This window comes from Pseudomonas sp. Root71, from assembly GCF_001429045.1.
GTDB lineage: Bacteria > Pseudomonadota > Gammaproteobacteria > Pseudomonadales > Pseudomonadaceae > Aquipseudomonas > Aquipseudomonas monachiensis.
This window is the reverse complement of sequence record NZ_LMHY01000029.1, coordinates 252,696-278,070: the sequence shown is the minus strand read 5'-3', so window position 1 is coordinate 278,070 and position 25,375 is coordinate 252,696. Positions and strand designations below refer to the sequence as shown.

Genomic DNA, 25,375 nt, shown 5'->3' with positions numbered 1-25,375 from the left:
GCAGACGTTTCTCTTGCCTCCGTCAGCGGTTCACCGCCGACGGCAGAAACCATAAAAACGATAAGCCACAACAATAAGAACGCACCGTGCGAGGTTCGACGTTGATGAAGAGAAAACTCCGATCAGGCATGAGCGCCAGCCTGCTGGCCGTAGCCGCTTGTGTAGCGCTGCATTCGCCTCATAGCCTGGCAGCCCGCGACGCCCAGACCATCCTCAAGGAAACCTGTCAGGGCTGTCACACCCCCGAAGCCGATAACGCCCTGAGCCGTATCAGCCACCAGCGCAAAACGCCGGAAGGCTGGTTGATGAGCATCGCCCGGATGCAGACCATGCACGGTTTGCAGATCAGCGATGAAGACCGCCGAACGCTGGTCAAATACCTGGCCGATACCCAGGGCCTTGCGCCGAGCGAAACCGACGGCGTGCGCTATGCGCTGGAGCGGCGACTCAACACCGTCGAACACTTCGACGACCAAACCAGCCAGATGTGCGGCCGCTGCCACTCCGGTGCGCGGGTCGCCCTGCAACGGCGTCCGGCCCAGGAGTGGGAACGCCTGGTGAACTTCCACCTCGGCCAATGGCCGTCGCTGGAGTACCAGGCGCTGTCCCGTGACCGCGACTGGTTCGATCTGGCCCGTAAAGAGATGGTGCCGTTGCTGGCCAAGCGTTATCCGCTGGATAACCCGGCCTGGAAAAAATGGCAGGGCGCGGCGCCGAAAAGCGAGGCGCTGGTGGGCGACTGGAGCTTCAGCGGGCACTTGCCCGGCAAGGGCGAACTGGCCGGTGTGATGAGCGTGACCGCCGACGGCAGCGACACTTTCAAGGTCAGCGTCAAAGGCCAATACGCCGACGGCACGCCGTTCAATGGCGACGGCAGCGCGATTCTCTACACCGGCTATGAATGGCGCGGCAACGTGACGATCGACGGCGTGATCATGCGCCAGGTGTTCGCCGCCCAAGGCAATGCGATGCAGGGCCGGATGTTCGAGGCCGAGCACGATGAGCGCGGTCTGGACTTCGTCGCCGCCAAACAGGGCTCCCAGCGGTTGCTGGCGGTGCAGCCGGGCTATGTGAAGGCCGGCAGCGAAACCGAAGTCACCCTGATCGGCAGCGGCCTGACCGGCAAGCCGGACTTCGGCAAAGGCGTGGAAGTGCTCGAAGTGGTCGAGCAAAGCCCCGAGCGGATCAAGGTCAAGCTCAAGGCGACGGCCAATGCCCAGCCGGGCGTGCGCGCGGTCAGTGTCGGCACGCTGAAAGGCCCGAGCCTGTCGGTGTACAGCAAGATCGCCTCGGTCAAGGTGGTGCCGGAATTCTCGGTGGCACGGATCGGCGAGGGCGGTGGTTCGACGCCGAAAGTCCAGGGCCGTTTTGACGCCGAAGCCTGGGGCAAGGGCTCCGACGGCAAGCCATATCGCATCGGCGTGTTCCCGGCGCAGTGGAAGGTCGAAGCCTTCGACGACCGCGCCAAGGAAGACGAAGACGTCAAGTTTGCCGGCACCATGCAGGCCGACACCGGCGTGTTCACCCCGGGCGATGCCGGGCCGAACCCGGCGCGCAAGATGTCCACCAACAATGCCGGCAACCTCAAGGTGATCGCCGCCGTCGACGACGCAGGGCAATCCCTGACCGGCGAAGGCCACATGATCGTCACCGTGCAACGCTGGAACAATCCACCGATTCCATGAGTTGGCTGTCCTTGGCTTAACACAGCTTCAAGGCTACAGACACTTTTTGGAATGACCGCAAGCCCCGCCAAGCGGGGCCTGCACAGGAGGTTGGTTATGGGCGCCATATTGAATCTGGTCGAACGCAACCTGCACGAAGTGCAGGTCGATGCCGACCGCATGCTGTTTCACATCCCCAGCAGTTCGCTGTTCGCCAGCGATGAACTGACGGGCACCATCATCGACACCTTGCGTGGGCCCGGTTGTTCCTCGGACGACCTGATCCAGCGCCTGGCCGCGCGTTTCAGCGGCGAGGAAATCACCGAGACCCTGCGCGAGCTGATGGCCCTGGAACTGGTCAGCGACGGTTCGCCGCTGACTCCGGACATCGCCACCAAGCGCGTCGAGCGCACGGCGATCAATACCGTGGTGCTCAACGTCAACACCGGCTGCAACCTGAGCTGCACCTACTGCTACAAGGAAGACCTCGACAAGCCGTCGGCGGGCAAGAAGATGGACGTCGAAACGGCGATCGCCTCGGTGGAAATGCTGCTGCGCGAATCCCCGGACGAAGAGCGTTTCACCGTGGTGTTCTTCGGCGGCGAACCGCTGAGCAACCGCAAGCTGATTGAGTACATGGTCGACTACTGTGAGAAGCGTTTTCGCGAGGCGGGCAAGTTCGTCGAATTCGTCATGACCACCAACGCCACGCTGCTCACCGAAGAAACCGTGGACTACCTCAACGCCCACCGTTTCGGGCTGTCGGTGAGCATCGACGGGCCGAAAACCGTGCACGACCGCAACCGCATCACCGTAGGCGGGCAGGGCACGTACGACGTGGTGCGGCGCAAGGCCGAGATGCTGCTGTCGCGCTACAACAGCCGTCCGGTCGGTGCGCGGGTGACCCTGACCACCGGCGTGACCGATGTTGAAACCATCTGGGATCACCTGTTCAACGAACTGGGTTTTGCCGAAGTCGGCTTTGCCCCGGTGACCTCCGGCGACATCAGCAGCTTCAACCTCACCAGCGATGAACTGGTGCAGGTGTTCGCCAACATGAAGGCCCTCGGTCGACGCTATCTGGAAGCGGCGCTGGAGCACCGCAACATCGGTTTCTCCAACCTGCACCAGCTCATCACCGACATCCACGAAGGCCACAAGAAAGCCCTGCCGTGCGGCGCGGGCCTGAAGATGCTGGCGGTGGATCACAAGGGCGAGCTGAACCTGTGCCACCGCTTTACCGGTTCGAGCCTGCCGACCTTCGGCAACGTCCACAGCGGTGTGAAGCAGGTGGAGTTGAACGACTTCCTGTCCCAGCGCCTGGACCGCACCAACACCGGCTGCGAGGACTGCCAGATCCGCAACCTGTGTTCCGGCGGCTGCTACCACGAGAGCTACGCCCGCTACGGCGATCCGACCCACCCGACCTATCACTACTGCGAACTGATGCGTGACTGGGTCGACTTCGGCATCGAGGTCTACACCCGGATCATGGCCAATAACCCTGCGTTCATCAGCAGTTACATCACTCCGCGCAAGGCTCACTGATATGAAACATCTCAAGGCAATCAATAACAAAGCGTTGAAGCTGGATCAGGCCGCGGACGAGAACCGCATTGAAGAAGTGGTGGCCATGAGCTCCGTGGCGGGCTGTGCCTCAACCACCGATCCGGGCTGGGAAATCGATGCGTTTGGCGGCGTGTCGTCGCTGTGCCAGCCGATGGAAGCCGACCTCTACGGTTGCTCCGACCCCTGCTGGTGGCCGGCCCAGGTGCCCGACATGATGAGCACCTACCCGGACTGGAACAAGGATGCCCAGGCGTCCAACGACAACTGGCGCAACCTCGGCACTGTCTTCCCCAAAGACAAGTGATCACAGAAGAAGGATTCCAGCATGCGTAATATCAAAGCCTGCGGCCTGGCCGCGTTCGCCGTTCTGAGCAGCTGTTCGGTCAGTGTTCTGGCCGATGAAAACACCGCACTGCAATATGGTCACGAGTACATGTTGACCACGAACTACCCGAACAACCTGCACGTGATCGACCTGGCCACCGACACCCTGTTCAAGACCTGCAAGATGCCCGATGCCTTCGGCCCCGGCACCGTGCAATTGTCGCCGGACCGCAAGACCGCCTACGTGCTGAACAATCACTATGCGGACGTCTACGGTGTCGAACTGGACAACTGCAAGCAGGTGTTCCACGCCAGCATCGCCCAGAAGCCGGGGGAAAAAGCGCGCTCGATGTTCGCCTTCACCCTCAGCCACGACGGCAAGGAGCTGTACACCGTCGCCAACCCGACGCTGATGATGAACGATCGCTACGAAGTGCAGCAGCCGCGGCTCGACGTGTACAAGACCGACGCCGGCATGGACGCCAAGCCTGTGCGCAGTTTCCCGGCGCCGCGCCAGCTGACCATCATGCAGAGCGGTGACGACGGCACGCTGTACGTGGCCGGGGCGGACGTCTACAAGGTCAATGTACAGACCGGCAAGTTCGACGTGCTGATCCCCAGCCGCCACTGGAAGCGCCCGAATTACAGCGCGCCGGACGTGCTCTACGTGTGGAACCAGCAAACGTACCGGCATGACTTCTCGCTGCTGTACACCGCGGCGAAGTTCAAGGACAAGAAACAGGACCCGGCCACCGCCGAATACCTGTACGGCCTGTTCAGTGTCGACCTGAAGACCGGCAAGACCGAAACCACCGACTTCGGGCCCTTGACCGAAATCTACTTCAGCGGCATGCGCTCGCCCAAGGACCCGAACCTGATGTTCGGCGTGCTCAACCGCCTGGCCAAGTACGACATCAAACAGAAGAAGATGCTCCAGTCCGCCACGCTCGATCACTCGTACTACTGCATTTCCTTCAACAAGGACGGCAGCAAGATCTACCTGGCGGGAACCTTCAACGACGTGGCGATCTTTGATGCCGACAGCCTCAAGCAAACGGGCAGCATCAAGCTGCCGGGCGGGGACATGGCGATTACCACGGCGCAGATTTTTGTCCGGTAATTGCCGCGCCTGAACTGACGCCTTCGCGGGCAAGCCCGCTCCCACAGTGGATATGCAGTGTGATCACTATCGTGTGAACACCCCTGAACCCTGTGGGAGCGGGCTTGCCCGCGAAGAGGCCCTCAAAAACACCGCAAAAACAGCAAAAATCAAACCCCCGGCACCGGACAACTCAAATCCCCCTCCTGACACTTCAAGTACTGCTTGAACGTCTGAACCCGTGCCTTGGTCAGCTCCGTGGTGCAGTTGCCGTAGATCAGCGGATACACACTCCCGCCTTCCACCCCGGACGCCGAGAACCTGCACTCGGCATCGCGGAACGCCACCCACGCCCGCTGCGCACCCACCAACTGCTTCTTGCCGTCCGGGTTGCTCTTGAGCCGCGAAGTGATCTGCTGGTACAGCGCATTCAATTCCTTGTCGGCGGCCGCATGCTGCTGCGCCGCGCACTGGTTCATCGTCGCCTGGTCGCTGGCGTTTTCGCAGTCCACGGCGAACGCCATGGAGGTGAACAACAGGGGCGTCAGTGCCAAGAGTAAGCGTGGGTTCATGCTGGAGTGCTCGTTGTGACCGAAAGAGAGGTGCAGTGTAGCGCCGAGAGACACAGGCAACTGCCGCGCAGGTTGTTCATGTCGCTATCCTTTTCGATGCTGTTTCGAGACGGAACGTTAGCCGTTTCGCCCTCTGACTTTGCGATTGCCCCAGAACTTATCCGCGCAAATGCGACCGAATATCTCAGGCGTGGTTGATTGCATATTCCCATTGGTACAACTTTAAAGTTGGTCTTGTGGTCTTACTGACCTACTGTTCAAGTACAGGAGGTGACTTATGAACCCAGCATCTGATCGCATCGAAAGGAAAGTCCTGCTCAAGGCCAAGCGTTCGCAGGTCTGGCGTGTGCTGGCCAATGCCGAAATGTTCGGACAGTGGTTTGGCGTGGCGCTGGAGGGCAAGCGCTTTGTGGCAGGCGAGTGGACCCAGGGGCAGATTACCTATCCCGGTTATGAGCATTTGCGCTGGAATGTACTGGTAGAGCGGGTCGAGCCGGAGCGACTGTTTTCGTTTCGCTGGCACCCGTATGCCGTGAACCCTGAAGTCGATTACTCCCAGGAACCCACCACCCTGGTGAAATTCGAACTCGAAGACATGGACGAAGGCACGTTGCTCAAGGTCTCCGAGTCCGGTTTCGATCACGTTCCCCAGACCCGTCGCGAAAAGGCTTTCCGCATGGACAGTCGCGGTTGGGAAGAGCAAATGAACAATATCGAGCAGTTTTTGATCGACAATGCCAAGTCCCACGAACAACTGAGTGGCTGAAGCTGGCTCGAAACCTGAGGCGTCCAGGGGGTTTCGGAAGGTGGTTTATAGCGAATGTCTTACACGCGATGGTAGTGATATCGCCTGTTACAAATTGGATCCGAAGCGTAATCTGGCCTTACCCACTGAAGCACAGGATGTGCTCAGGATCATGGATGATCGACCATATGCAAGGAACGCTACGACAAGGAGTCGTCATGGTCTTGGAAAAACCCGCTTCGGCGGGTTTTTTTGTGGGTGCGTGAAAACATCGTGGCGGCAGGCACCGGGTTCCCGCCGCCATTTTTTCACTGTCGGTCGAGTTTCGCCGCCGCGCGCTCGGTGATCTGCGCCCGCAGTTTCAACGAGCCGGCAGCCCGCTGGCGAGCCTCCTCCAGCACGCTGGCCGGGGCCGTCTCCGGGCTGCCCGCGGTAAATGGCGGGGCTGGGGCGTATTCCAGTTGCAATTGCACCAGCTCGGCGGTGGCCTGGTCGAACAGCTCGGCGGCCAGGGTCAGGGCGAAGTCGATACCGGCGGTGATGCCACCACCGGTCAGCAGATTGCCGTCGCGAACTACCCGGTCTTGCACCGCAATTGCACCCAGTGGCTTGAGCAGTTCGTGATACGCCCAGTGAGTGGTGGCGCGTTTGCCCTTGAGCAATCCCGCCGCGCCCAGCACCAGCGAGCCGGTGCACACCGACGTGACGTACCGGGCGTTGGCGGCCTGGGCCTTGAGAAAGTCCAGGGTCTGGTCATCTTCCATCAAGGGGCCGACGCCGCTGCCACCGGGCACGCAGATCACGTCCAGTGCCGGGCAATCGTCGAAAGTGGTGGTCGGTTTCAACAGCAGGCCGGTGCTGGCGGTGACCGGCATCAGGTCTTTCCAGATCAGATGCACTTTCACATCCGGCAGCGAGGCCAGTACGTCGTAAGGGCCGGTCAGGTCCAGTTGCTGCACCTGAGGAAACAACAGAAAACCGATCTGCAACGTCATGGTGTTTTTCTCGTGAAGTGGGTGGACGGTTTGACTTTAGGCTCGTAGGCTTTGGCGTATACGCCAATATCCCAACGAATTACGCCAAATGTCGAAAACCATCCATGTGCTCGCTTTCGCCAACGTGCAATTGCTCGACGTCACCGGGCCGTTGCAGGTCTTCGCTTCGGCCAACGACATTGCCCGCCAGCAAGGCCTGCCGCCACCCTATGCACCGACAGTAATTGTCAGCGGCGGCGGGGCGGTGATGTCGTCGGCGGGGTTGGCCCTGTTGGCCGAACCATTACCGGAAGAGGGCACCGATACCCTGATCATCGCCGGTGGCTGGGGTGTCTACGCAGCGGCCGAAGATGCGCCGTTGGTCGCCTGGGTGCGCGAACATGCCCATGGCTGCCGGCGGGTTGCCTCGGTGTGCACCGGTGCGTTCCTGCTGGCGGCCAGCGGCTGGCTCGACGGCCGGCGCGTGGTCACCCACTGGACCCGTTGCGAGCAATTGGCGCAGCAGCACCCGCAACTGCACGTCGAGCCCAACCCGATCTTCATTAACGACGGCCCGGTCTGGACCTCGGCCGGGGTGACCGCCGGCATCGACCTGGCGTTGGCCATGGTCGAACAAGATCTGGGGCGCACCATGGCCCTGGAAGTCGCCCGGCAACTGGTGGTGTTTCTCAAGCGTCCGGGTGGCCAGTCGCAATTCAGCGTGACCCTGTCACTGCAACAGGAAGGCAACCGTTTCGACGAACTTCACGCCTGGATCAGCGAAAACCTGACCCACGACCTGGGCATCCCGACCCTGGCCTTGCAGGCCGGCATGAGCGAACGCAGCTTCGTGCGCCACTACCGCGCCGACACCGGCCAGACCCCGGCCCGGGCCATCGAACTGATCCGCGTCGAAACCGCGCGGCGTTTGCTCAGCGATACCGGCGTGCCGATCAAACGGGTGGCGGTGCAATGCGGCTTCGGCAGCGAAGAAACCCTGCGCCGCAGCTTCCTGCGGGCCATGGGCGTGACGCCACAGGCTTATCGGGAGCGGTTTTCGGTTAGTGTTGGAGCAGATCCAGTAGTGCCTTGAGTGTGGCGTCTGGTGCTTCTTCGGGAATGTTGTGGCCAACGCCCGGCAAGATCCGGCGCTCATAGGGGCCGGTGAAATGCCCGATATCTTCGTCGACGTCTTGCGCTGGCCCGACACCGTCATCGGCACCGCACAGGGAAATCGTCGGTACGCTGATGCCCGGTTGTTTGCTCAGGGCCTGCTCCATCCATTCCAGCGTTGGATCGCCAAGGGCATACATATAACGGTGGCGGTAGGAGTGAATCACAACGTCGACGAAATCCGGGTTGTCGAAGGCCGGGGCGCTCAACGGATAGCGTGCAGCGCTGTCGGCCCAGGTGGGTGACCACAGTTTCCAGAGTAATTCGCACAAAGCGCGGCGATTTTCAGTCAGGCCCGCGACGCCACGAGGTGTGTGGAAATAGTACTGATACCAGTAGCGATGCTCGGACTCAGGAGCCAGAGGCAGTGTCGAATGGGGGATGTCCTGAAGGTTATAGCCATCGCCCGTAACCAGGCAGCGCACCCGTTCCGGCCACAGTGCCGCCACAATGCACGCCGCCCGACCGCCCCAATCGTAGCCACAGAGAGACGCCTGTTTAATGGAAAGGGCATCCATCAGCTCAAGCAAATCCTGGGCAAGGGCGGATTGCTGACCGGAACGCAGCGTATCAGCGTTGATGAAGCGTGTTGGGCCGTAACCCCGTAGATACGGAACGATCACGCGGTAACCGGTAGCGGCGAGAGCGGGGGCGATTGCGTCGTAGGCACGTGGCGAATAGGGAAAGCCATGAAGCAGGATGATCGGGTAGCCAGTGGCGGGGCCGTGTTCTTCGTAGGTAATGTCGAGTTGTGTCGTGCGGACGGTCTTTAGTGGATGCTCAATCATCGTACCTCCCTTGGCGCCCAAAGTTGTGTCACCCGAACAGCACCCTTTGCCAGTGTTCTTCACTGATGATCGCGATAGGAACACCGCTCTCTCTCAGTTCAACGGCTTTTTTGATCTTGGTGCCATAAGTGCTATTAAGCCATTGATCGTTTCCGATGCTGCCGACCACCAGATAGTTGATTTTTTTGCTGACCGAACCACCAATCAGACCGCCGCGTTCGACTATCAGCGATTCGCATTCTTTGCGCGGACCGTAAGCCATAACGCCGGTGAACAGGAAAACCCGATCAATCCAGTTCAGTGCGGGTGCAGGGATATCGAGTGGAAGACTGCAAGGTGTTGTGAAGATCTGGTCAGAGCCAACCGGGATACCTGAAAACTGGTGCAGCATGTCCAGTAGCTCAGCCGACTCTTCAGAGTCCAGCACGCCATCACTCAGCATGTTGGAGAGGCGTTTATAGAGGATGTTCACGACCGGATCACCCAGATGACACAAATGAACCTCGATCCAACTCTTGAGAAACTCGGCTTCCTGTTGGTTGATCCTGCCATCGGCAGCGAGTCCAGCCGCGATGCCTACCAGTGCGTCGGCTGAACGTCTATCAATGCGCGCTTCGTGGAAGAATCCACTGTTTTGAAATTCCTGATGCAAATCGACCATTGTCCATGCTCCTAGGATTCAACTTCCGCTATTTGATTGAAATACTTCGCCCGATCCGGCGTGAACGTCACCACCATCCCGGTTCGCGAGCAAGTCAGCGCCCGCTCTTCGCTCAAATCAACATCCAGATCTTCCCCACGCAACCCTTGCCACTGTGCGAGGTATTTAAGGGAGCCATATTTTTCGAGTTTCTTCAGGCTGCGGCTGACGCCGCCTTTCCAGCCCAGTACGGGCAGCTCGCCGGCGAGGCACTGTCGGGCGAGGTCGGGGAATCGGGCGGCGCGCTGGCGGCCGACTTCCCAGCATTTGATCAGGCCCTTGTCACCGGCCTCCCAGAGCTCTTCGCGGTTCAAACCGGTTCGGAGCGGGGAGTCGATGCTGCGTTGGATGCGTTGGGTCATTCTGGTTCCTTGAATTCGGGGTGTATTGGACAGCTCCGCTGTTCCCGTTCAGTAAGGATGTTAGGTGGGGAGGTAACGATACGCAACAAGGTATTTCAAAGTGTAAGAAAGTTACGAAATGGGCAGTGAGAGTGATTTTGCTAACAAGTTTCAAAGGTATGTAAGTGTTTTTGCAAGCAATGAGATATCAGAGATGGTTGCATTTATTATTTTTTCCACAGGGCTTCTAGTAGGTGCTCGCTTTTTAGGTGTGGGGTTAATTTATCTAGTAGATGAAATGTTTGGTGTTGTGCGTATTCAAGTATTTCTTTGTTAATGATTATGTTGTTGTGTAAGAAGATAAGGCTTCTTAGTTGGTTGGTTTTTATTAGTGTTGGTGTGCTGTTGTTGATTAGTTGTTTTATAGACTCACCATATCCATTGATGAATTTTTTCCATGATTTGAGTTTTTCTAACTCCGTGTGTTCGCTCCCCGTGAGCCACCAGATGAACGTAGCGACATCAAATGCCGGGTCAGAGATTCTGGTGTGCTCAAAGTCAATCAGGGTGCACGCATTAGAAGAATAAAGTGCGTTTCCTGGCCAGGCATCTCCGTGGCTAATACAACGCATCATACACTCGGTATGGGATAGGGTAGTTAGATTTATATCGTTGTGTAAGGTTTGTATGATTTCCTTTAATTGAATGGTTTTTTGGGAACGGTTGGGGCTTCCAAGCTTTGATATTAGATGCTTAACGTTACTGGTATCGTGTTTTGGGTTTCTGAATGGGGGTGGTGGAATGTGATGCAATGTGAATAGTGCTTGGCCAAACAGATAGTCGTCTGACAGAGCTCCGGCATTTTTAAGGTACGGGTTGCCAGTGCACTCACGAGTGAGAATGCCATAGTAAAACTGGTTCTCGTATAGGTAGGTTTTTTCTATCTGGGCTTTCGCAAGGATTGGATTGATGCTGTTGGGTTGGTGGGATGATATATAAGATGTGATTTTTCTTTCGAAAGAGATTCTTTGTTTTGAATGGTCTCTTTTATTGAAGATCTTGAAAATCAACGAATCGTTGTCGTTGGTTATTCTGAATATTTTGTTGACTGCGTCGTAAATGAGTTCCATGTGTTTTATGTGTAGATCGTATGCCTCGGAGATTGAACGCATTAGGCTGTCCAGGCTATTCATGTACAGGCTCCTGAAAAAAACGATAGATTACGAGGGCGTTTTGTTTTTGTGTGACTTTAGTCGGCACTATTGGCTAGATATCAAGAAGGCTTGGCGTGTGTAGTGGGAACAAAAAACATATCAGAATGTGACGGCGGTTTTAAAATAGTACCCCCAGAAAAAATCTTTTTACGCCGATCTACTTAGATCTGATATTGCTGACAGTATTCTCGGAACAGTCCTACATCGGCTTATGTGCAGCAAAAATACAAAGTGCTGCCGGCTAACGCGGTTATTGGGGGGACAATCAAATCTCACGGCTGCCAAACAACCTTCTCCCCACTCAACCTCCTATCCAGAAAGCACGCCGCACTGATCAGCGCCAGATGGGTCAATGCCTGCGGTGTGTTGCCCATGTGCCGCCCATGGCTGTCGAATTCTTCGGCATACAGCCCCAGCGGGTTGGCGTACCTGAGCAGTTGTTCGAACTCCAGGTGGGCCTTGTCGAGCTGGCCGGCGCGGGCCAGGCATTCGACGTACCAGAACGAGCACGCGGCGAAGGCGCCTTCGCTGCCGGGCAGGCCGTCGATCTGGCTGTCGTCGTTGCGGTAGCGGTAGACCATGCCGTCGCGCACCAGGCTCTTTTCGATGGCTTCCAGGGTCGCCAGCCAGCGCGGGTCGCGGGCGCTGACGAAACGCACCAGCGGCATCAGCAGCATCGAACCGTCCAGGCCGGTGCCGCCGATGTGCTGGACGAAATGCCCGCGCTCTTGATTCCAGAAGTTCTCCCAGATGTCGGCGTAGATCGCCTGGCGGGTCTGGTCCCAACGCGCGAAGGGGGCCGGCAGCGAGCGTTTTGAAGCAAGGCGGATGGCGCGGTCCAGGGCGACCCAGCACATCAGCCGTGAATGCAGGAAATGATATTGCGCGCCGCGCATCTCCCAGATGCCGACATCCTTCTGCTCCCAGGTTTCACAGACCTGATCGACCACCTCCACCGTGTGTTTCCAGCCTTCATGGGAGATGGCTTCGCCGTATTTGTTGACCAGGTAAATCGCGTCCATCAGCTCGCCAAAGATATCGAGCTGGACTTGTTCGTAAGCCTGATTGCCGATGCGCACCGGTTGTGCGCCACCATGCCCAGACAGGTGCGCCAGCTCGATCTCCGGCAGCTCCTGGCGACCGTCGATGGCGTACAGGATATTGAGTTTCATCGGCTTGCCCTGGCAGTCGCTGACCCGACCGCGCAACCAGCGCATATAGGCGTTGGCCTCTTCGACGAAGCCCAGGCGCATGAACGCATAGACGGTGAACGAGGCGTCGCGGATCCAGGTGAAGCGATAGTCCCAGTTACGTGTGCCACCCGGGCTTTCCGGCAGGCCGAAGGTGGCGGCGGCGAGAATGGCGCCGTGTTTGCGCGAGGTCAGCAGCTTCATCGCCAGGGCCGAGCGGTTGACCATTTCGCGCCAGCGGCCGCGGTAGTTGGACTGGCCGATCCAGTCGCGCCAGAACTTCAGGGTGCGCTCCAGGCACAGTTGCGCGGCACCTTCCTTGAAGCGCGGATCGTCGAGGGCGCCTAGCAGGAATTGACCAGTCTGGTCTTGTTCGAGGGTGAAATCGGCGATCGCCACGTTGGCGTCGATGCGTAATGCCTGATCCGAAGAGAGCCGCAGAGTCGGTTGGTCGGCAGCTTCAAACACCACATCCTGTTTGTTCTGGCGTGCGCGAGTGTAGGCGCGGGCGTAGTCATGGCGCACGGCGCAGCGCATGTGGAAGGTGGCGCGGCCGCTGACCACACGGATCCGCCGCATCAGCAGCGGCAGGTCATCCTCGGTGTCACCGACCGGTAGCAGGTCGGTGACTTCGACCACGGCGCGATCACTGAGCCAGCGGGTCAGCAACACATTGGTGTCGGGCAGGTAGATTTGTTCGCGGCGGGCGTCGGGCAAGTCCGGCGCCAACTGGAAAATTCCGGCTTCGGGGGTGTCCAGCAGCGAGCAGAAGATCGACGGGCTGTCGAACTCCGGCCAGCAGAAAAAATCCACGCTGCCCTTGTCGTTGACCAGCGCCGCGCTGCGCATGTCGCCGATGATGCCGTGGGCGTCGATGGGGCGTTGGCGTTCGGGGGGATCAACCATTGTCGCGAAACTCCGGGAACCGGGGGCCTAAATAGCTGACTGGTTTGGGTGGGCGAGAGTTCATTTGGCGAAGGGTGTGAGTTGTCTGTTCTGACCCCATCGCGAGCAAGCTCGCTCCCACAGTTGACTGGTGTACGCCGGCCATTGTGGGAGCGAGCTTGCTCGCGATGGGGCCTTCACATTCAACCAACAAATTGCTGCTTCCCCGGCAATCAGCCGTTATGGCAACGTGCAGTCCCCTGATGAGACCCGTCCCATGGCCAACCCCTATCGCGAGTTGTTCAAAGCCCCTGGCAGTGGCGCCTTCGTGCTGGCCGCAATGATCGCGCGCATGCCGATTTCCATGACCGGCATCGGCCTGATCACCATGCTTTCGCAGGTGCAGGGTGGCTACGCAATGGCCGGCGCGGTGGCGAGCATCGTGCTGTCGGTGTATGCCATCGGCTCGTGCCTGGCCGGGTTGGCGTTCGGCGCCGCCGGCTCCGGCTGGTTGGTGGACGCCTTCGGCGCACGCAGCGGGTTCTGGCTGGCGATTGCGGCGGGGGCGGTGGTGCTCGGTTCGGCGATTCCGAGTTATCGCCATCTGAAATGAACATCCAATGCTGGAAACAGCCCCCCTGTGGGAGCGAGCTTGCTCGCGATAGCGGAGTATCAGTCGAAATCATCAGTGCCTGACACACCGTCATCGCGAGCAAGCTCGCTCCCACAGGGTTACTCACATGGCTAATTCTTTGGGCTCCTCGTCCGTTCTCCAAACAGACAACTTTCGAGGAAAGCCCGGTGACCCCGCTGACATTGCTGTGCCTGCCCTATTCGGGCGCGAGTGCCATGGTCTATAGCCGTTGGCGGCGCAAACTGCCGCAGTGGCTCACGCTGCAACCGGTGGAACTGCCGGGGCGTGGCGCGCGGTACGGCGAGCCCTTGCACACCGACATGTGCCGCCTGGCGCTGCAATTGGCCCAGGAACAAAAAACCACGCTCAAGGCGCCATACGCATTGTTCGGCCACAGCATGGGCGCGTTGCTGGCCTGCGAGATGGCCCATGCGTTTCGCTCGCTGGGCTGCCCGGAGCCGGTAGCGCTGTTCGCCTCGGGCACCGCCGCACCGACCCTGCGCGCCGACTACGACCGGGGCTTCGCCCAGCCCAAGACCGACGCCGAACTGATCGAGCAACTGCGCACCCTCAACGGCACCAGCGAAGAGATCCTGGCCAACGAAGAGTTGATGAGCCTGACCCTGCCGGTGCTGCGTGCGGACTTCCTGCTCTGTGGGCGTTTCGCGCCAATTCAACGCCCCTTGCTCAAGTGCCCGGTGCATGTTCTCGGTGGCAAGAGCGATCGCGCCAGCGCCGAACAGTTGATCGGCTGGAGCCAGGAAACCCGTGGCAGTTTTTCGGTGGACATGCTGGCGGGCGGGCACTTCTTCATCCATGAGCAGGAAGCCAAGGTCCTGCGGGTGATCAAGGATCAGCTTGAGGTGCATCATCGGCGGCTTTCCATGGCTGCCGTGGGTTAACACCACTCTCAAATTTCACCCGATCCCTGTGGGAGCGGGCCTGCTCGCGATGACGGCGGCACATTCAGCATGGATGTGACTGACACTCCGCCATCGCGAGCAAGCTCGCTCCCACAGGTTTTTCATTGTTCTGTATTGCGCGTTTCACCTTCCGCCTGATCCGCTAATTTTTCCCGCCTGCATTCGTTTTATAGGCACGACGCGCCTTTGCGCCTGCTGCCTACTGATGCGGATGCCGATAGATGAATGCTGAAGACTCCTTGAAACTTGCTCGCCGGTTTATCGGGTTGCCCCTGGAAAAGCGTCAGATGTTCCTTGCGGCCTTGCACAAGGAGGGCGTGGATTTCGCCCGTTTCCCGATTCCCGCCGGCATCGAGGCCGAGGATCGCCAGGCGCTGTCGTACGCCCAGCAACGCATGTGGTTTCTCTGGCAACTGGATCCCCACAGCGGCGCCTACAACCTGCCGGGCGCGGTGCGGCTGAGCGGTCGCCTGAACCTGTCGGCGCTGGAACAGGCGTTCGCCAGTCTGGTGGCGCGGCATGAAACCCTGCGCACGGTGTTCGCCCGTCAGGCCGATGACAGCTTGCTGCAAGTGCCGGCCGCTGCGCCGCTGGTCATCGAGCAGGTGGATTTCAGCGAATTACCTGCCAATGAGCGCGAACGTGCCGTGGCTGAAACCGCCGAGCAGCAATCGGTACTGCCGTTCGATCTGTCGACCGGTCCGCTGCTGCGGGTGACCTTGCTCAAGCTCGCCGAACAACAGCACGTGCTGTTGCTGACCCTGCACCACATCGTCTCTGACGGCTGGTCGATGAACGTGCTGATCGACGAATTCATCCGCTGCTACGACGCCTTCGATGCGGGCGCGCAACCGCAGCTGGCAGCGTTGCCGATCCAGTACAGCGACTACGCCCTATGGCAGCGCCGCTGGCTGGAGGCGGGCGAGCAGGCGCGGCAACTGGCGTATTGGCAGGCGCAGTTGGGTGACGAACACCCGGTGCTGGAGTTGCCCCTAAACCATTCGCGCCCGGCGATGCCGAGCTATCGCGGCACCCGCTACGAATTCGCGGTCGAGGCACAACTGGCGGAGCGCCTGCGCAGCACCGCACAGAAGCACAACATCACCCTGTTCATGCTGTTGCTCGGCGCCTTCAACGCTTTGCTCCATCGCTACACCGGGCAAACCGACATCCGCGTCGGCGTGCCCATCGCCAACCGCAACCGCGCGGAAATCGAAGGCCTGATCGGCTTCTTCATCAACACCCAGGTGCTGCGCACGCAACTGGACGGCCAGACCCGGGTCGATGACCTGCTGCGCGCCATCAAGGAAACCGCCCTCGGCGCCCAGGCCCATCAGGACCTGCCATTCGAGCGTCTGGTCGAGGCGCTGAAACTGCAACGCAGCCTCAGCCACACGCCGCTGTTCCAGGTGATGTACAACCACCAGCCGCACGTGGCCGACATGGCCTCGGTCAGCACCGCGTCCGGTCTGGAGCTGGGCAGCATTGACTGGCAAAGCCGCACCACCCAGTTCGACCTGACCCTGGACACCTGGGAGAAGGGCGGCAAGCTGCACGCCGCGCTGACCTACGCCAGCGACCTGTTCGAGGCCGATACCATTGCGCGCATGGCCGGGCACTGGACGCGCCTGTTGCAGGCGATAGTCGACGACTCGACGCAAAGAGTCGGCGAGTTGCCGATGCTGACCGCGGATGAGCAGCAAGTGCTGGTGCAGGACTGGAACCGCACCGCCGAGACCTATCCGGTCGAGCAGTGCCTGCACCCGTTGATTCAGGCCCAGGCCCGACGCACCCCCGACGCGCCGGCGCTGGTGTTTGGCGAGCGTCAGCTCAGCTACGGGCAACTCGACGCTCGCAGCAATCAACTGGCGCACTGCTTGCGCGAGCAGGGTGTCGGCCCGGATGTGCTGGTGGGGATCTGCGTCGAGCGTTCGCTGGAAATGGTCATCGGCCTGCTGGCGATTCACAAGGCCGGTGGTGCCTACGTACCGCTGGACCCGGAGTACCCGGCCGAGCGCCTGGCCTACATGATCGAAGACAGTGCGATTGGTTTGCTGCTCAGCCAAAGCACCTTGATCGGCGCACTGCCCACCGAGGGCGTCAAGGTCATCGCCCTGGATCAGGAGCACAACTGGCTCGACGGATACAGCGAAACCTGTCCGCAGGTCGACGTGCATCCGTTGAACCTGGCCTACGTGATCTACACCTCCGGTTCCACCGGCAAGCCCAAAGGCGCCGGCAACAGTCACGGAGCTCTGGTCAACCGCTTGTGCTGGATGCAACAGGCTTACGGGCTGGATGGCAGCGACTCGGTGTTGCAGAAAACCCCGTTCAGTTTCGACGTGTCGGTGTGGGAGTTCTTCTGGCCGCTGATGACCGGTGCGCGGCTGGTGGTGGCGCCGCCGGGGGCACATCGCGAACCGGCGCAGTTGATCCGCCTGATCGAAGACCAGGGCATCAGTACACTGCACTTTGTGCCGTCAATGCTTCAGGCGTTCATCCACGAACCGGGCGTCGAGGCTTGCACCGGCCTCAAGCGCATCGTCTGCAGCGGTGAGGCCTTGCCGCTGGATGCGCAATTGCAGGTGTTCAAAAAGCTGCCGGGCGCCGGGTTGTACAACCTGTACGGCCCGACCGAGGCGGCCATCGACGTCACCCACTGGACCTGCATCGACGAAGGCGCCGACAGCGTGCCCATCGGCCGGCCCATCGCCAACCTGCGCACCCATGTGCTGGATGCGCAATTGCTCCCGGTTCCGGCCGGCGTGGCGGGGGAGTTGTACCTCGGCGGCGCCGGGCTGGCGCGCAGTTATCACCGGCGTCCGGCGCTCAGCGCCGAGCGTTTCGTGCCGTGCCCCTTCGATGATGGCGCGCGCTTGTACCGCACCGGCGACCGCGTGCGCCAGCGCGCCGACGGTGTGATCGAATACCTCGGACGCCTCGACCATCAAGTCAAATTGCGCGGCCTGCGCATCGAGCTGGGGGAAATCGAGACTCGCCTGATGCAGCATGCGCTGGTGCGCGAGGCCGTGGTGCTGGTGCAGGGCGGCAAGCAGCTGGTGGCGTATCTGGTGCTGGAAAATACCGACACCGACCCGCAGTGGCCGCAAACCCTCAAGGCCTGGCTGCTCGGCAGCCTGCCGGAATACATGGTGCCGACCTACCTGATGCCGCTGCATGCCTTGCCGGTGACCGCCAATGGCAAGCTCGACCGCAAGGCCTTGCCGCCACCCGACGCCGTGCCGCAACAGGCATTCGTTGCGCCGCTGGATGCGATGCAGATCGCGCTGGCGCAGATCTGGCAGGACGTATTGGGCGCAGAACCCGTGGGCCTCGAAGACAACTTCTTCGAACTTGGCGGCGACTCGATCATTTCCATCCAGGTGGTCAGCCGCGCCCGCCAGGCTGGCATTCGCCTCAGCCCGCGGGACCTGTTCCAGTACCAGACCGTGCGCAGCCTGGCATTGGTCGCGACGTTCGACAGCCGCAGCAACATCGATCAAGGCCCGGTCAGTGGCGAAGTGATCCTGACCCCGGCGCAGCATTACTTCTTCGAACAGGCCATCGCCCAGCGCCGGCACTGGAATCAGTCGCTGCTGCTGACGCCCCGGGAAGCGCTGAATCCGCAAGTGTTGGAACAGGCGTTGGTTACCGTCATCAACCACCACGACGCCTTGCGCCTGCGCTTCATCGCCGGTGACGAAGGCTGGCAGCAGCGCCATGCAGCGCCAGTCGAGTCAGGTGGGTTGTGGCAGCGTCGGGCGTCTTCGGCCGAAGCCTTGACCGCCCTATGCGATGAGGCGCAACGCAGCCTCGATCTGGCAGAAGGGCCGCTGCTGCGTGCCTTGCTGGTCAGTCTCGACGACGGAAGCCAGCGCCTGCTGCTGGTGGTTCATCACCTGGTCGTGGACGGGGTGTCGTGGCGGGTGTTGCTCGAAGACCTGCAACAGGCTTACCGGCAAGTGGCGCTGCCCGAGAAAACCAGCGCCTACCAAACCTGGGCCGCGCACCTGCAACAGCACGCCCAAGCACTCAGTGAGCAGTTGCCGTACTGGCAGGCGCAACTGGCCGATGCCAGGGACGTGCCGTGTGACAACCCCCGGGGCAGCATGCAGCAGCGCCACGGACACAAGATCGAATCGAAACTTGACGCCGAGTTAACCCAACGTCTGCTGCAACAAGCCCCGGCGGCCTATCGCACCCAGGTCAATGATCTGTTGCTCACGGCGCTGGCGCGGGTCATCTGCCGCTGGAGCGGGCAGCGCTCGACGCTGATCCAGCTGGAAGGCCACGGCCGCGAAGACCTGTCCGACGACCTCGACCTGAGCCGCACCGTCGGCTGGTTCACCAGCCTGTTTCCAGTGCGCCTGCAACCCGAGGCCGAAGTAGAAAGTTCGATCAAGTCGATCAAGGAGCAACTGCGCGCCATTCCCGGCAAAGGCCTGGGCTACGGCTTGCTGCGCTACCTCGGCGAACCGGTGCAGCGTCAGGCCCTGCAAGACTTGCCGGCGCCACGGATCACCTTCAACTACTTGGGGCAGTTCGACCGTCAGTTCGACAACGCCGCGCTGTTCGTCCCGGCCCCGGAAAGCGGCGGCCAGGCCCAGGGCGACGATGCGCCGCTGGCCAACTGGCTGACCGTGGAAGGCCAGGTCTATGGCGGGCAGCTCTCGCTGCAATGGGGCTTCAGCCGTGACCTGTTTGCCGATTCCACCGTGCAACGACTGGCCGATGCCTACACCGAAGAACTCAAGACGCTGATCGAGCATTGCTGCGCGACAACGGCAGGCCAGGTCACGCCATCGGACTTCCCGCTGGCGCGCATCACCCAGGCACAACTCGATGCCTTGCCTGTTGCGGCGCCGGTCATCGAGGACGTTTACCCGCTGACGCCAATGCAGCAGGGCATGCTGTTCCACACCCTGTACGAACCCCAGGCCGAGGCCTACATCAATCAACTGCGCCTGGATATTCAGGGCCTTGAAATCGTGGCGTTCGGCCGGGCCTGGCAGGCGGCGATCAATCGCCACGACATCCTGCGCAGCAGCTTCCACTGGTTGGGGCTCGAGTGCGCGCATCAGGTGATTCATCGCCAGATCGACCTGCAACTGCAAGTGGTCGAAGCGGCCGACATCGACCTCGATGCACTGGCCGCCGAGGAGCGCAGCCGTGGCTTCGAACTCGGCGCCGCGCCGTTGTTCCGCCTGCTGCTGGTACGTCGGGGCAGTGAAGACTGGCACCTGATATACACCAGCCATCACATCCTCATGGACGGCTGGAGCAACGCCCAGTTGCTTGGCGAAGTGATCCAGCACTATGCCGGCCAGACGTTGGCCAGGCCGTTGGGGCAATACCGCGACTACCTGCGCTGGATTCAACAGCAGCCGCTGCTGGCCGCCGAACAGTTCTGGAAACAGGCGCTGGCGCCGCTGGAAACACCGACGCTGCTGGCGCAAGCCTTGCCGGCGCCCGCCGAAGGGCGCGGCATGGACGAACATCAATTGACCCTTGAAAGCGCCACGCTACAGCACCTGAGCGATTTCGCCCGCCAGCAGAAAATCACCCTCAACACCTTGCTGCAAGGTGCCTGGGGCCTGCTGTTGCAGCGCTACACCGGCCAGTCCTGTGTGGCCTTCGGCGCGACGATTGCCGGACGCTCCGCGCCGTTGCCGGGCATCGAGCAGCAGTTGGGGCTGTTCATCAATACCCTGCCGATCATCGCCGCGCCCCAGGCCGGGCAGTCGGTGGCCCAGTGGCTCAACGACCTGCAAGCCCTGAACCTGAGCCTGCGCGAGTTCGAACACGTGCCGCTGTACGATATTCAGGGCTGGGCCGGGCAACAGGGGGCGCTGTTCGACAGCCTGCTGGTGTTCGAGAACTTCCCGGTGGCCGCAGCCCTCAAGCAAGGAGCGCCGGCGGGCCTGGCCTTCGGCGCGCTGCACAATCACGAAATCACCAGCTACCCACTGACCCTCGGCATCGAAGTCGGTGCCACGTTGCGACTGGATTTCAGTTTCGACCGCTCCCGGTTCAGTGCTGCGCAGATCAGCCAGTTGGGCGCCAGCCTGCTGCATGTGCTGGCGCAATTTGTTGCCCAGCCACAACAGGCGCTCGATGCCGTCAGCCTGCTGGATGATCAGGTCCAAGCCCGGGTAATACGCGGCTCGCGTCCACCGGTGCCACAACTGGACAGTCCGTTGCTGGCCCATCAGCGCTTCGAGCAACAAGCGGCCCGCACCCCCGATGCGCTGGCGGTGATGCTCGGTGACGAACGCCTGACCTACGCCCAACTCAATGCCCAGGCCAACCAGCTCGCCCATCGCCTGCGCGCCCAGGGTGTGGCGCCGGGGCAGCGGGTGGGGCTGTCGGTGCGGCGCAATGCGCAGATGATCGTCAGCCTGATGGCGATCCTCAAGTCCGGCGCCGGTTATGTGCCGCTGGACCCGGATTACCCGGCCGAGCGCCTGGCCTACATGATCGAAGACAGCGGCATGGACCTGCTGCTGGCGCAACCGGGTCTGCTGGCCGATGTAGCACTGCCGCAAGGGTTGCCGCGCCTGGCGCTGGAGCCGGGCGCAGCCGCCGGGTATTGCACCGACAACCCGGTCAACCTCGCCAGCGCCGAAGACCTCGCCTATCTGATCTACACCTCCGGCTCCACCGGACGGCCGAAAGGCGTGTGCCTGGCCCATGCCGCGCTGCGCGAGTTTTGCGTGATCGCGGCGGACTATTCACAACTCACCGCGCAAGACCGCGTGCTGCAATTCGCCACGTTCAGCTTCGACGGCTTTGTCGAGCAGTGCTACCCGTCATTGTGCGTGGGCGCGGCGCTGGTGATGCGCGGCGATGAGTTGTGGGACACCGACACCCTCTACCGCCAGATCATCGAACAGGGCGTGACCCTGGCGGATTTGCCGGCGGCGTACTGGTTTCTGTTGGCTCAGGAGTGGGCCGCGCAACCGCAGCGGGACAAGGGGCGCTTGCGCCAGATCCACGTCGGCGGCGAAGCCATGTCGCTGGAAGGCCTGAAGCTGTGGCACGCCGCCGGTTTGGGCGATGTGCGCCTGCTCAACACCTACGGGCCGACCGAAGCCACGGTGGTGTCCAGCACCCATGAGTGCACGCTGGTCGATACCCGCAATCTGATTGGCGTGCCCATCGGCAAGGCCCTGCCCGGTCGCGCACTGTATGTGCTGGACAGCGAAGGCCACCTGCTGCCGACCGGTTGCGTCGGCGAATTGTGCATCGGCGGCGACGACGGCCTTGCCCAGCGCTATCACCAGCGACCGGGCTTGAGCGCCGAACGTTTCATTGCCGATCCGTTTTCCACCACGCCGGGGGCGCGGCTGTATCGCAGCGGCGACCTGGCGCGCTATCGCGAGGATGGTGCGCTGGAGTACCTGGGGCGCATCGACCATCAGGTGAAAATCCGTGGTTTCCGGGTCGAACTGGGTGAGCTGGAAGCGCATCTGCAAGGCCTGCCGATGATCAGCGAAGCCGCGGTGCTGGTGCATGAAGGCGTCGGCGGCAAGCAATTGATCGGCTACGTGGTGCCGGCCGATGCCGGGCTGCTGGCGGCGGATGCGCGTCAGCTCACCGACACCGTACGCCGCGCCTTGGGCGAGCGCCTGCCGGACTACATGCTGCCGGCGCAACTGGTGTTGCTGGCTGCATTGCCGCTCAACCGCAACGGCAAACTCGATCGCGCCGCGTTGCCGGCCCCGCAGGTCTGGGAGGCCGAAGTCGGTAGTGCGCCGCAAGGCGAGCTGGAAATCGAACTGGCACAGATCTGGCGGCAGGTGTTGCAGGTCAGTCGTGTCGACCGGGAAAACAGCTTCTTCGAACTGGGCGGGCACTCGTTGCTGGCGACGCAGATCGTCTCGCAGATCCGCCAGCGCCTGGGCTTGTCGGTGAGCTTGCGCAGCCTGTTCGAGCATCCGCGCCTCGAGGGCTTCGCCGCTCAGGTGCAGGCGCTGCAACACAGCTGTGAACGCCCGGCGCTGGTGGCGGACACCAGCGGCGAACGCCGGCCGTTGTCCTTTGCCCAGCAGCGCCTGTGGTTCCTCTGGAACCTGGAGCCGGACAGTTCGATGTACAACATGCCCGGTGCCTTGCGCCTGCGGGGCGAGTTGAACCTTGACGCCCTGCGCCAGACCTTCGAAACCCTGGTGCAGCGTCACGGCGTGTTGCGCACCACGTTCTATGAAGAAGACGGCCAGACCTGGCAACGGGTGCATGCGCAACTGCCGTTGAGTTTTGTCGACAGCGACCTGCGGCATCGGCCGGCGCCGGACGTCGAAGCGCAGCAACTGGCCCGCGAGGAAGTCTCCCGGCCATTCGACCTGCGCCACGGTCCGTTGCTGCGGGTGCGGGTGCTGCGGGTCGCGGATGACGAGCATGTGCTGTTGCTGACGGTGCATCACATCGTCGCCGATGACTGGTCGTTCCGCGTGCTGATCAATGAATTCGTCACGCTCTATCCAACCCTCAACCGTGGCCAGACCCCGCAACTGCCAGCGCACAGCGTGCAGTACGCCGACTTCGCCAAATGGCAGCGCCAGTGGCTGGAGCAGGGCGGCGAATTACAGCGCCAGCTCGACTACTGGCAGCAGCGCCTTGCCGAGCCCCAGGCGATGCTGGAGTTGCCTGCCGATGGCGACCGGCGCACGACACAAGAAGGTGCCAGCGCCCATTTCACTTTCAGCGGCGAACTCAGCCAGCAGCTGCGCGACTTTGCCCAGCAGCGCGATCTGTCGCTGTTCATGCTGCTGCTGGCCGGTTTCACCCTGGTCCTGCGCCAGCGTACCGAGGTCGGTCGGGTGCGCATCGGCACCGATATCGCCAACCGAAATCAAGCCGAGCTTGAAGAAATGGTCGGCTTCTTCGTTAACCAATTAGTACTGCAAGTGGAGGTCGATGCCGAGCAGTCGGCGGCGCAGTTGCTGGAGGCCTGTCGTCGGGCGGTGCTGGAGGCTTCGGACCATCAGGACCTGCCGTTCGAGCGCCTGGTGGAAGCCATGCGCCTGCCGCGCCGGGCCGGCCGTTCGCCGCTGTTCGACATCAAGCTGATCTACCAGGAAGGCGTCGCTCGCCTGCCGTCGATGGAAGGCCTGCAGATCGAGGACTTCCCGTCCGGGCGCCAGACCGCCGAGATCGGCATGGTCGCCGCGTTCTACAACGATGCCGAACACATTCACCTGAGTTTCGAAACGCCGGTGGGCCAGTACCTGCCGAGCACGCTGGAGTCCTTGTTCGAGCAGATCCGGGCGGTACTCGAAGCGCTGATACGCGCTGACGGAGTGCAGGTCGGTGAGTTGCTGGATCTGGCCGCCGAGGTGCAACGCCGTGCCGATGCGCGCTTGAACGAGCAACGCAAGGCCTTGCTCGGCGGCGCCATGGCGATCAAGCGTCGCTCGGCGAACCGTGGCGCAGCGGCAGCGAAAACAGCGGCGGACTGATTCAGTCGGCGGCGCCCTTGAGCGCCGCCGTCAACATTTTCTGGAGGGGTTTATGACCGTTTCAACGACCAAGTCCATGCCCAGGATGGGCCGTGGTGCCCGTAAAAGCCTGTCCACCGATCCGACGCGGCTGGTGAGTTTTGCGCCGCTGTTCGAAGGCCTGAGCATGCCGCTGGTGTGCCGTCCGGCCGTGTCCGGCGTGAGCCTGGTGGAATGGGCGACCCAGAATCGCGGGCTGATCGAAAGCAAGCTGCTGGAACACGCGGTGATCCTGTTCCGTGGCTTCCAGGTGGCCGATATCGGCGAGTTCAACCGCTGCGTCGACGGGATTTCCGGCGGCGCCCTGGAGTACCTGTTCCGCGCTTCGCCACGGACCCAGATCAGCGGCCAGTTCAAGATCTACAGCTCCACCGACTACCCGGCGCCGGAAAAAATCTTCCCGCACAACGAACACTCGTACTCGCCGGTGTTCCCGCGTCACCTGTATTTCTACTGCGACACGCCGTCGACCACCGGCGGTGAAACCCCCTTTGGCGATACCCGCCGGATCCTCGCGCGGATCGACCCGGCGGTGCGCGAGGAGTTTGCCCGCAAACGCATCATGTACGTGCGCAACTACGGCGACGGCATGGGCCTGCCATGGCAAACCGTGTTCCAGAGCGAGGATCGCGGCGAAGTCGAGGCCTACTGCGCGAAAATCGGCATCCAGGCCGAGTGGAAACCGGGCAACCGCCTGCGCACCCGGCAGAACGGCCCGGCCATCGTGCGCCATCCACTGAGCGGCGAGCGCATCTGGTTCAACCACGGCACCTTCTTCAACGCACTGACACTGCCGGACAGCATCCGCGACAACCTGCTGCGTGAATTCGGCCCGCAGGACCTGCCGCAAAACACCTTCTTCGGCGACGGCTCGCCGATTCCCGACGATGTGATTCGCCACCTGCAAGGCATCTACCGCGAGGTGATGGTCGAGTTCGCCTGGGAGAAGGGCGACGTGGTCCTGCTCGACAACATCCTCAGCGTACATGCGCGCAACGAATTCACCGGCTACAGAAAAATCCTCACGGCCATGGCCATCGCGCAGAAAAGCGCCGACCTGGATCAGGAATAAGGACACCCGAC

16 protein-coding genes and 1 pseudogene are annotated in these 25,375 nt (G+C 61.4%); 10 read left to right on the top strand and 7 right to left on the bottom strand.

Annotated elements, in window-relative coordinates:
* Positions 1 to 104: 104 nt before the first annotated feature.
* From peaA to peaD, 4 genes are all read left to right on the top strand, one after another.
* The gene (gene peaA / locus ASD95_RS25095) at positions 105 to 1,685 is read left to right on the top strand and encodes a quinohemoprotein amine dehydrogenase subunit alpha (RefSeq protein ID WP_056722680.1); all 1,581 of its coding nucleotides are present in this window, start codon (positions 105 to 107) and stop codon (positions 1,683 to 1,685) included.
* 96 nt (positions 1,686 to 1,781) lie between these two features.
* Entirely contained in the window at positions 1,782 to 3,212 is a 1,431-nt protein-coding gene (gene peaB / locus ASD95_RS25090) for a quinohemoprotein amine dehydrogenase maturation protein (RefSeq protein ID WP_056722678.1), read from the top strand.
* A gap of 1 nt (position 3,213) precedes the next feature.
* Entirely contained in the window at positions 3,214 to 3,537 is a 324-nt protein-coding gene (gene qhpC / locus ASD95_RS25085) for a quinohemoprotein amine dehydrogenase subunit gamma (RefSeq protein WP_008016081.1), read from the top strand.
* A gap of 21 nt (positions 3,538 to 3,558) precedes the next feature.
* Positions 3,559 to 4,677: a quinohemoprotein amine dehydrogenase subunit beta gene (gene peaD / locus ASD95_RS25080; protein ID WP_056722676.1), complete on the top strand. Its 1,119-nt coding sequence runs from the start codon at positions 3,559 to 3,561 to the stop codon at positions 4,675 to 4,677.
* Between the two features lie 149 nt (positions 4,678 to 4,826).
* On the opposite strand, the gene ASD95_RS25075 is transcribed toward peaD, so the two are convergent.
* Complete coding sequence (locus ASD95_RS25075) at positions 4,827 to 5,228, bottom strand: lysozyme inhibitor LprI family protein (protein WP_056722674.1); 402 nt, start codon at positions 5,226 to 5,228, stop codon at positions 4,827 to 4,829.
* A 277-nt stretch (positions 5,229 to 5,505) separates the two neighbouring features.
* Between ASD95_RS25075 and ASD95_RS25070 the strand changes: the two genes are divergently transcribed.
* Positions 5,506 to 5,994, top strand: coding sequence for an SRPBCC family protein (locus ASD95_RS25070; RefSeq protein ID WP_056722672.1), 489 nt, complete (start codon positions 5,506 to 5,508; stop codon positions 5,992 to 5,994).
* A gap of 287 nt (positions 5,995 to 6,281) precedes the next feature.
* On the opposite strand, the gene inhA is transcribed toward ASD95_RS25070, so the two are convergent.
* Positions 6,282 to 6,968, bottom strand: coding sequence for an isonitrile hydratase (gene inhA / locus ASD95_RS25065; RefSeq protein WP_056722670.1), 687 nt, complete (start codon positions 6,966 to 6,968; stop codon positions 6,282 to 6,284).
* 88 nt (positions 6,969 to 7,056) lie between these two features.
* Here inhA and ASD95_RS25060 point away from each other — a divergent pair, with 88 nt between their 5' ends.
* Positions 7,057 to 8,040: a GlxA family transcriptional regulator gene (locus ASD95_RS25060; protein WP_056722668.1), complete on the top strand. Its 984-nt coding sequence runs from the start codon at positions 7,057 to 7,059 to the stop codon at positions 8,038 to 8,040.
* Here the strand turns inward: ASD95_RS25060 and ASD95_RS25055 are convergent.
* The 5 genes from ASD95_RS25055 to ASD95_RS25035 form a co-directional block, all read right to left on the bottom strand.
* Positions 8,009 to 8,908, bottom strand: a complete 900-nt coding sequence (locus ASD95_RS25055; protein WP_056722666.1) for an alpha/beta fold hydrolase — start codon at positions 8,906 to 8,908, stop codon at positions 8,009 to 8,011. The genes ASD95_RS25060 and ASD95_RS25055 overlap by 32 nt on opposite strands.
* 28 nt (positions 8,909 to 8,936) lie before the next feature.
* A complete protein-coding gene (locus ASD95_RS25050) occupies positions 8,937 to 9,569 on the bottom strand; it encodes a BRCT domain-containing protein (RefSeq protein ID WP_056722664.1) in 633 nt (210 codons plus the stop codon).
* Between the two features lie 11 nt (positions 9,570 to 9,580).
* On the bottom strand, positions 9,581 to 9,970 hold the full coding sequence (locus tag ASD95_RS25045; protein ID WP_056722662.1) for a hypothetical protein: 390 nt from the start codon (positions 9,968 to 9,970) through the stop codon (positions 9,581 to 9,583).
* A 206-nt stretch (positions 9,971 to 10,176) separates the two neighbouring features.
* Positions 10,177 to 11,142 (bottom strand): aminoglycoside phosphotransferase family protein, encoded by a 966-nt coding sequence (locus ASD95_RS25040; RefSeq protein WP_056722660.1) that lies wholly within the window; start codon positions 11,140 to 11,142, stop codon positions 10,177 to 10,179.
* Between the two features lie 293 nt (positions 11,143 to 11,435).
* Positions 11,436 to 13,259, bottom strand: a complete 1,824-nt coding sequence (locus ASD95_RS25035) for a glycoside hydrolase family 15 protein (protein ID WP_056722658.1) — start codon at positions 13,257 to 13,259, stop codon at positions 11,436 to 11,438.
* A 256-nt stretch (positions 13,260 to 13,515) separates the two neighbouring features.
* Here ASD95_RS25035 and ASD95_RS29295 point away from each other — a divergent pair.
* The 4 genes and pseudogenes from ASD95_RS29295 to ASD95_RS25015 all read left to right on the top strand — a co-directional run.
* Positions 13,516 to 13,674 (top strand): annotated as a pseudogene (locus ASD95_RS29295) (MFS transporter); the annotation flags it as partial.
* A gap of 365 nt (positions 13,675 to 14,039) precedes the next feature.
* Complete coding sequence (locus ASD95_RS25025; protein WP_056722655.1) at positions 14,040 to 14,774, top strand: thioesterase II family protein; 735 nt, start codon at positions 14,040 to 14,042, stop codon at positions 14,772 to 14,774.
* Positions 14,775 to 15,016: 242 nt separating this feature from the next.
* Positions 15,017 to 24,253, top strand: a complete 9,237-nt coding sequence (locus ASD95_RS25020; protein ID WP_056722653.1) for a non-ribosomal peptide synthetase — start codon at positions 15,017 to 15,019, stop codon at positions 24,251 to 24,253.
* Positions 24,254 to 24,305: 52 nt separating this feature from the next.
* Positions 24,306 to 25,364: a TauD/TfdA family dioxygenase gene (locus ASD95_RS25015; RefSeq protein WP_056722651.1), complete on the top strand. Its 1,059-nt coding sequence runs from the start codon at positions 24,306 to 24,308 to the stop codon at positions 25,362 to 25,364.
* Positions 25,365 to 25,375: the final 11 nt, after the last annotated feature.

Bases quoted from the DNA above. Each gene is read 5' to 3' on its own strand.
- ASD95_RS25040 (WP_056722660.1), bottom strand. From the start codon at position 11,142: ATGAATAGCCTGGACAGCCTAATGCGTTCAATCTCCGAGGCATACGAT.
- peaB (WP_056722678.1), top strand. From the start codon at position 1,782: ATGGGCGCCATATTGAATCTGGTCGAACGCAACCTGCACGAAGTGCAG.
- qhpC (WP_008016081.1), top strand. From the start codon at position 3,214: ATGAAACATCTCAAGGCAATCAATAACAAAGCGTTGAAGCTGGATCAG.
- ASD95_RS25020 (WP_056722653.1), top strand. From the start codon at position 15,017: ATGAATGCTGAAGACTCCTTGAAACTTGCTCGCCGGTTTATCGGGTTG.
- ASD95_RS25035 (WP_056722658.1), bottom strand. From the start codon at position 13,259: ATGGTTGATCCCCCCGAACGCCAACGCCCCATCGACGCCCACGGCATC.
- ASD95_RS25075 (WP_056722674.1), bottom strand. From the start codon at position 5,228: ATGAACCCACGCTTACTCTTGGCACTGACGCCCCTGTTGTTCACCTCC.
- ASD95_RS25060 (WP_056722668.1), top strand. From the start codon at position 7,057: ATGTCGAAAACCATCCATGTGCTCGCTTTCGCCAACGTGCAATTGCTC.
- peaA (WP_056722680.1), top strand. From the start codon at position 105: ATGAAGAGAAAACTCCGATCAGGCATGAGCGCCAGCCTGCTGGCCGTA.
- ASD95_RS25055 (WP_056722666.1), bottom strand. From the start codon at position 8,908: ATGATTGAGCATCCACTAAAGACCGTCCGCACGACACAACTCGACATT.
- peaD (WP_056722676.1), top strand. From the start codon at position 3,559: ATGCGTAATATCAAAGCCTGCGGCCTGGCCGCGTTCGCCGTTCTGAGC.
- ASD95_RS25050 (WP_056722664.1), bottom strand. From the start codon at position 9,569: ATGGTCGATTTGCATCAGGAATTTCAAAACAGTGGATTCTTCCACGAA.
- ASD95_RS25070 (WP_056722672.1), top strand. From the start codon at position 5,506: ATGAACCCAGCATCTGATCGCATCGAAAGGAAAGTCCTGCTCAAGGCC.
- inhA (WP_056722670.1), bottom strand. From the start codon at position 6,968: ATGACGTTGCAGATCGGTTTTCTGTTGTTTCCTCAGGTGCAGCAACTG.
- ASD95_RS25045 (WP_056722662.1), bottom strand. From the start codon at position 9,970: ATGACCCAACGCATCCAACGCAGCATCGACTCCCCGCTCCGAACCGGT.
- ASD95_RS25015 (WP_056722651.1), top strand. From the start codon at position 24,306: ATGACCGTTTCAACGACCAAGTCCATGCCCAGGATGGGCCGTGGTGCC.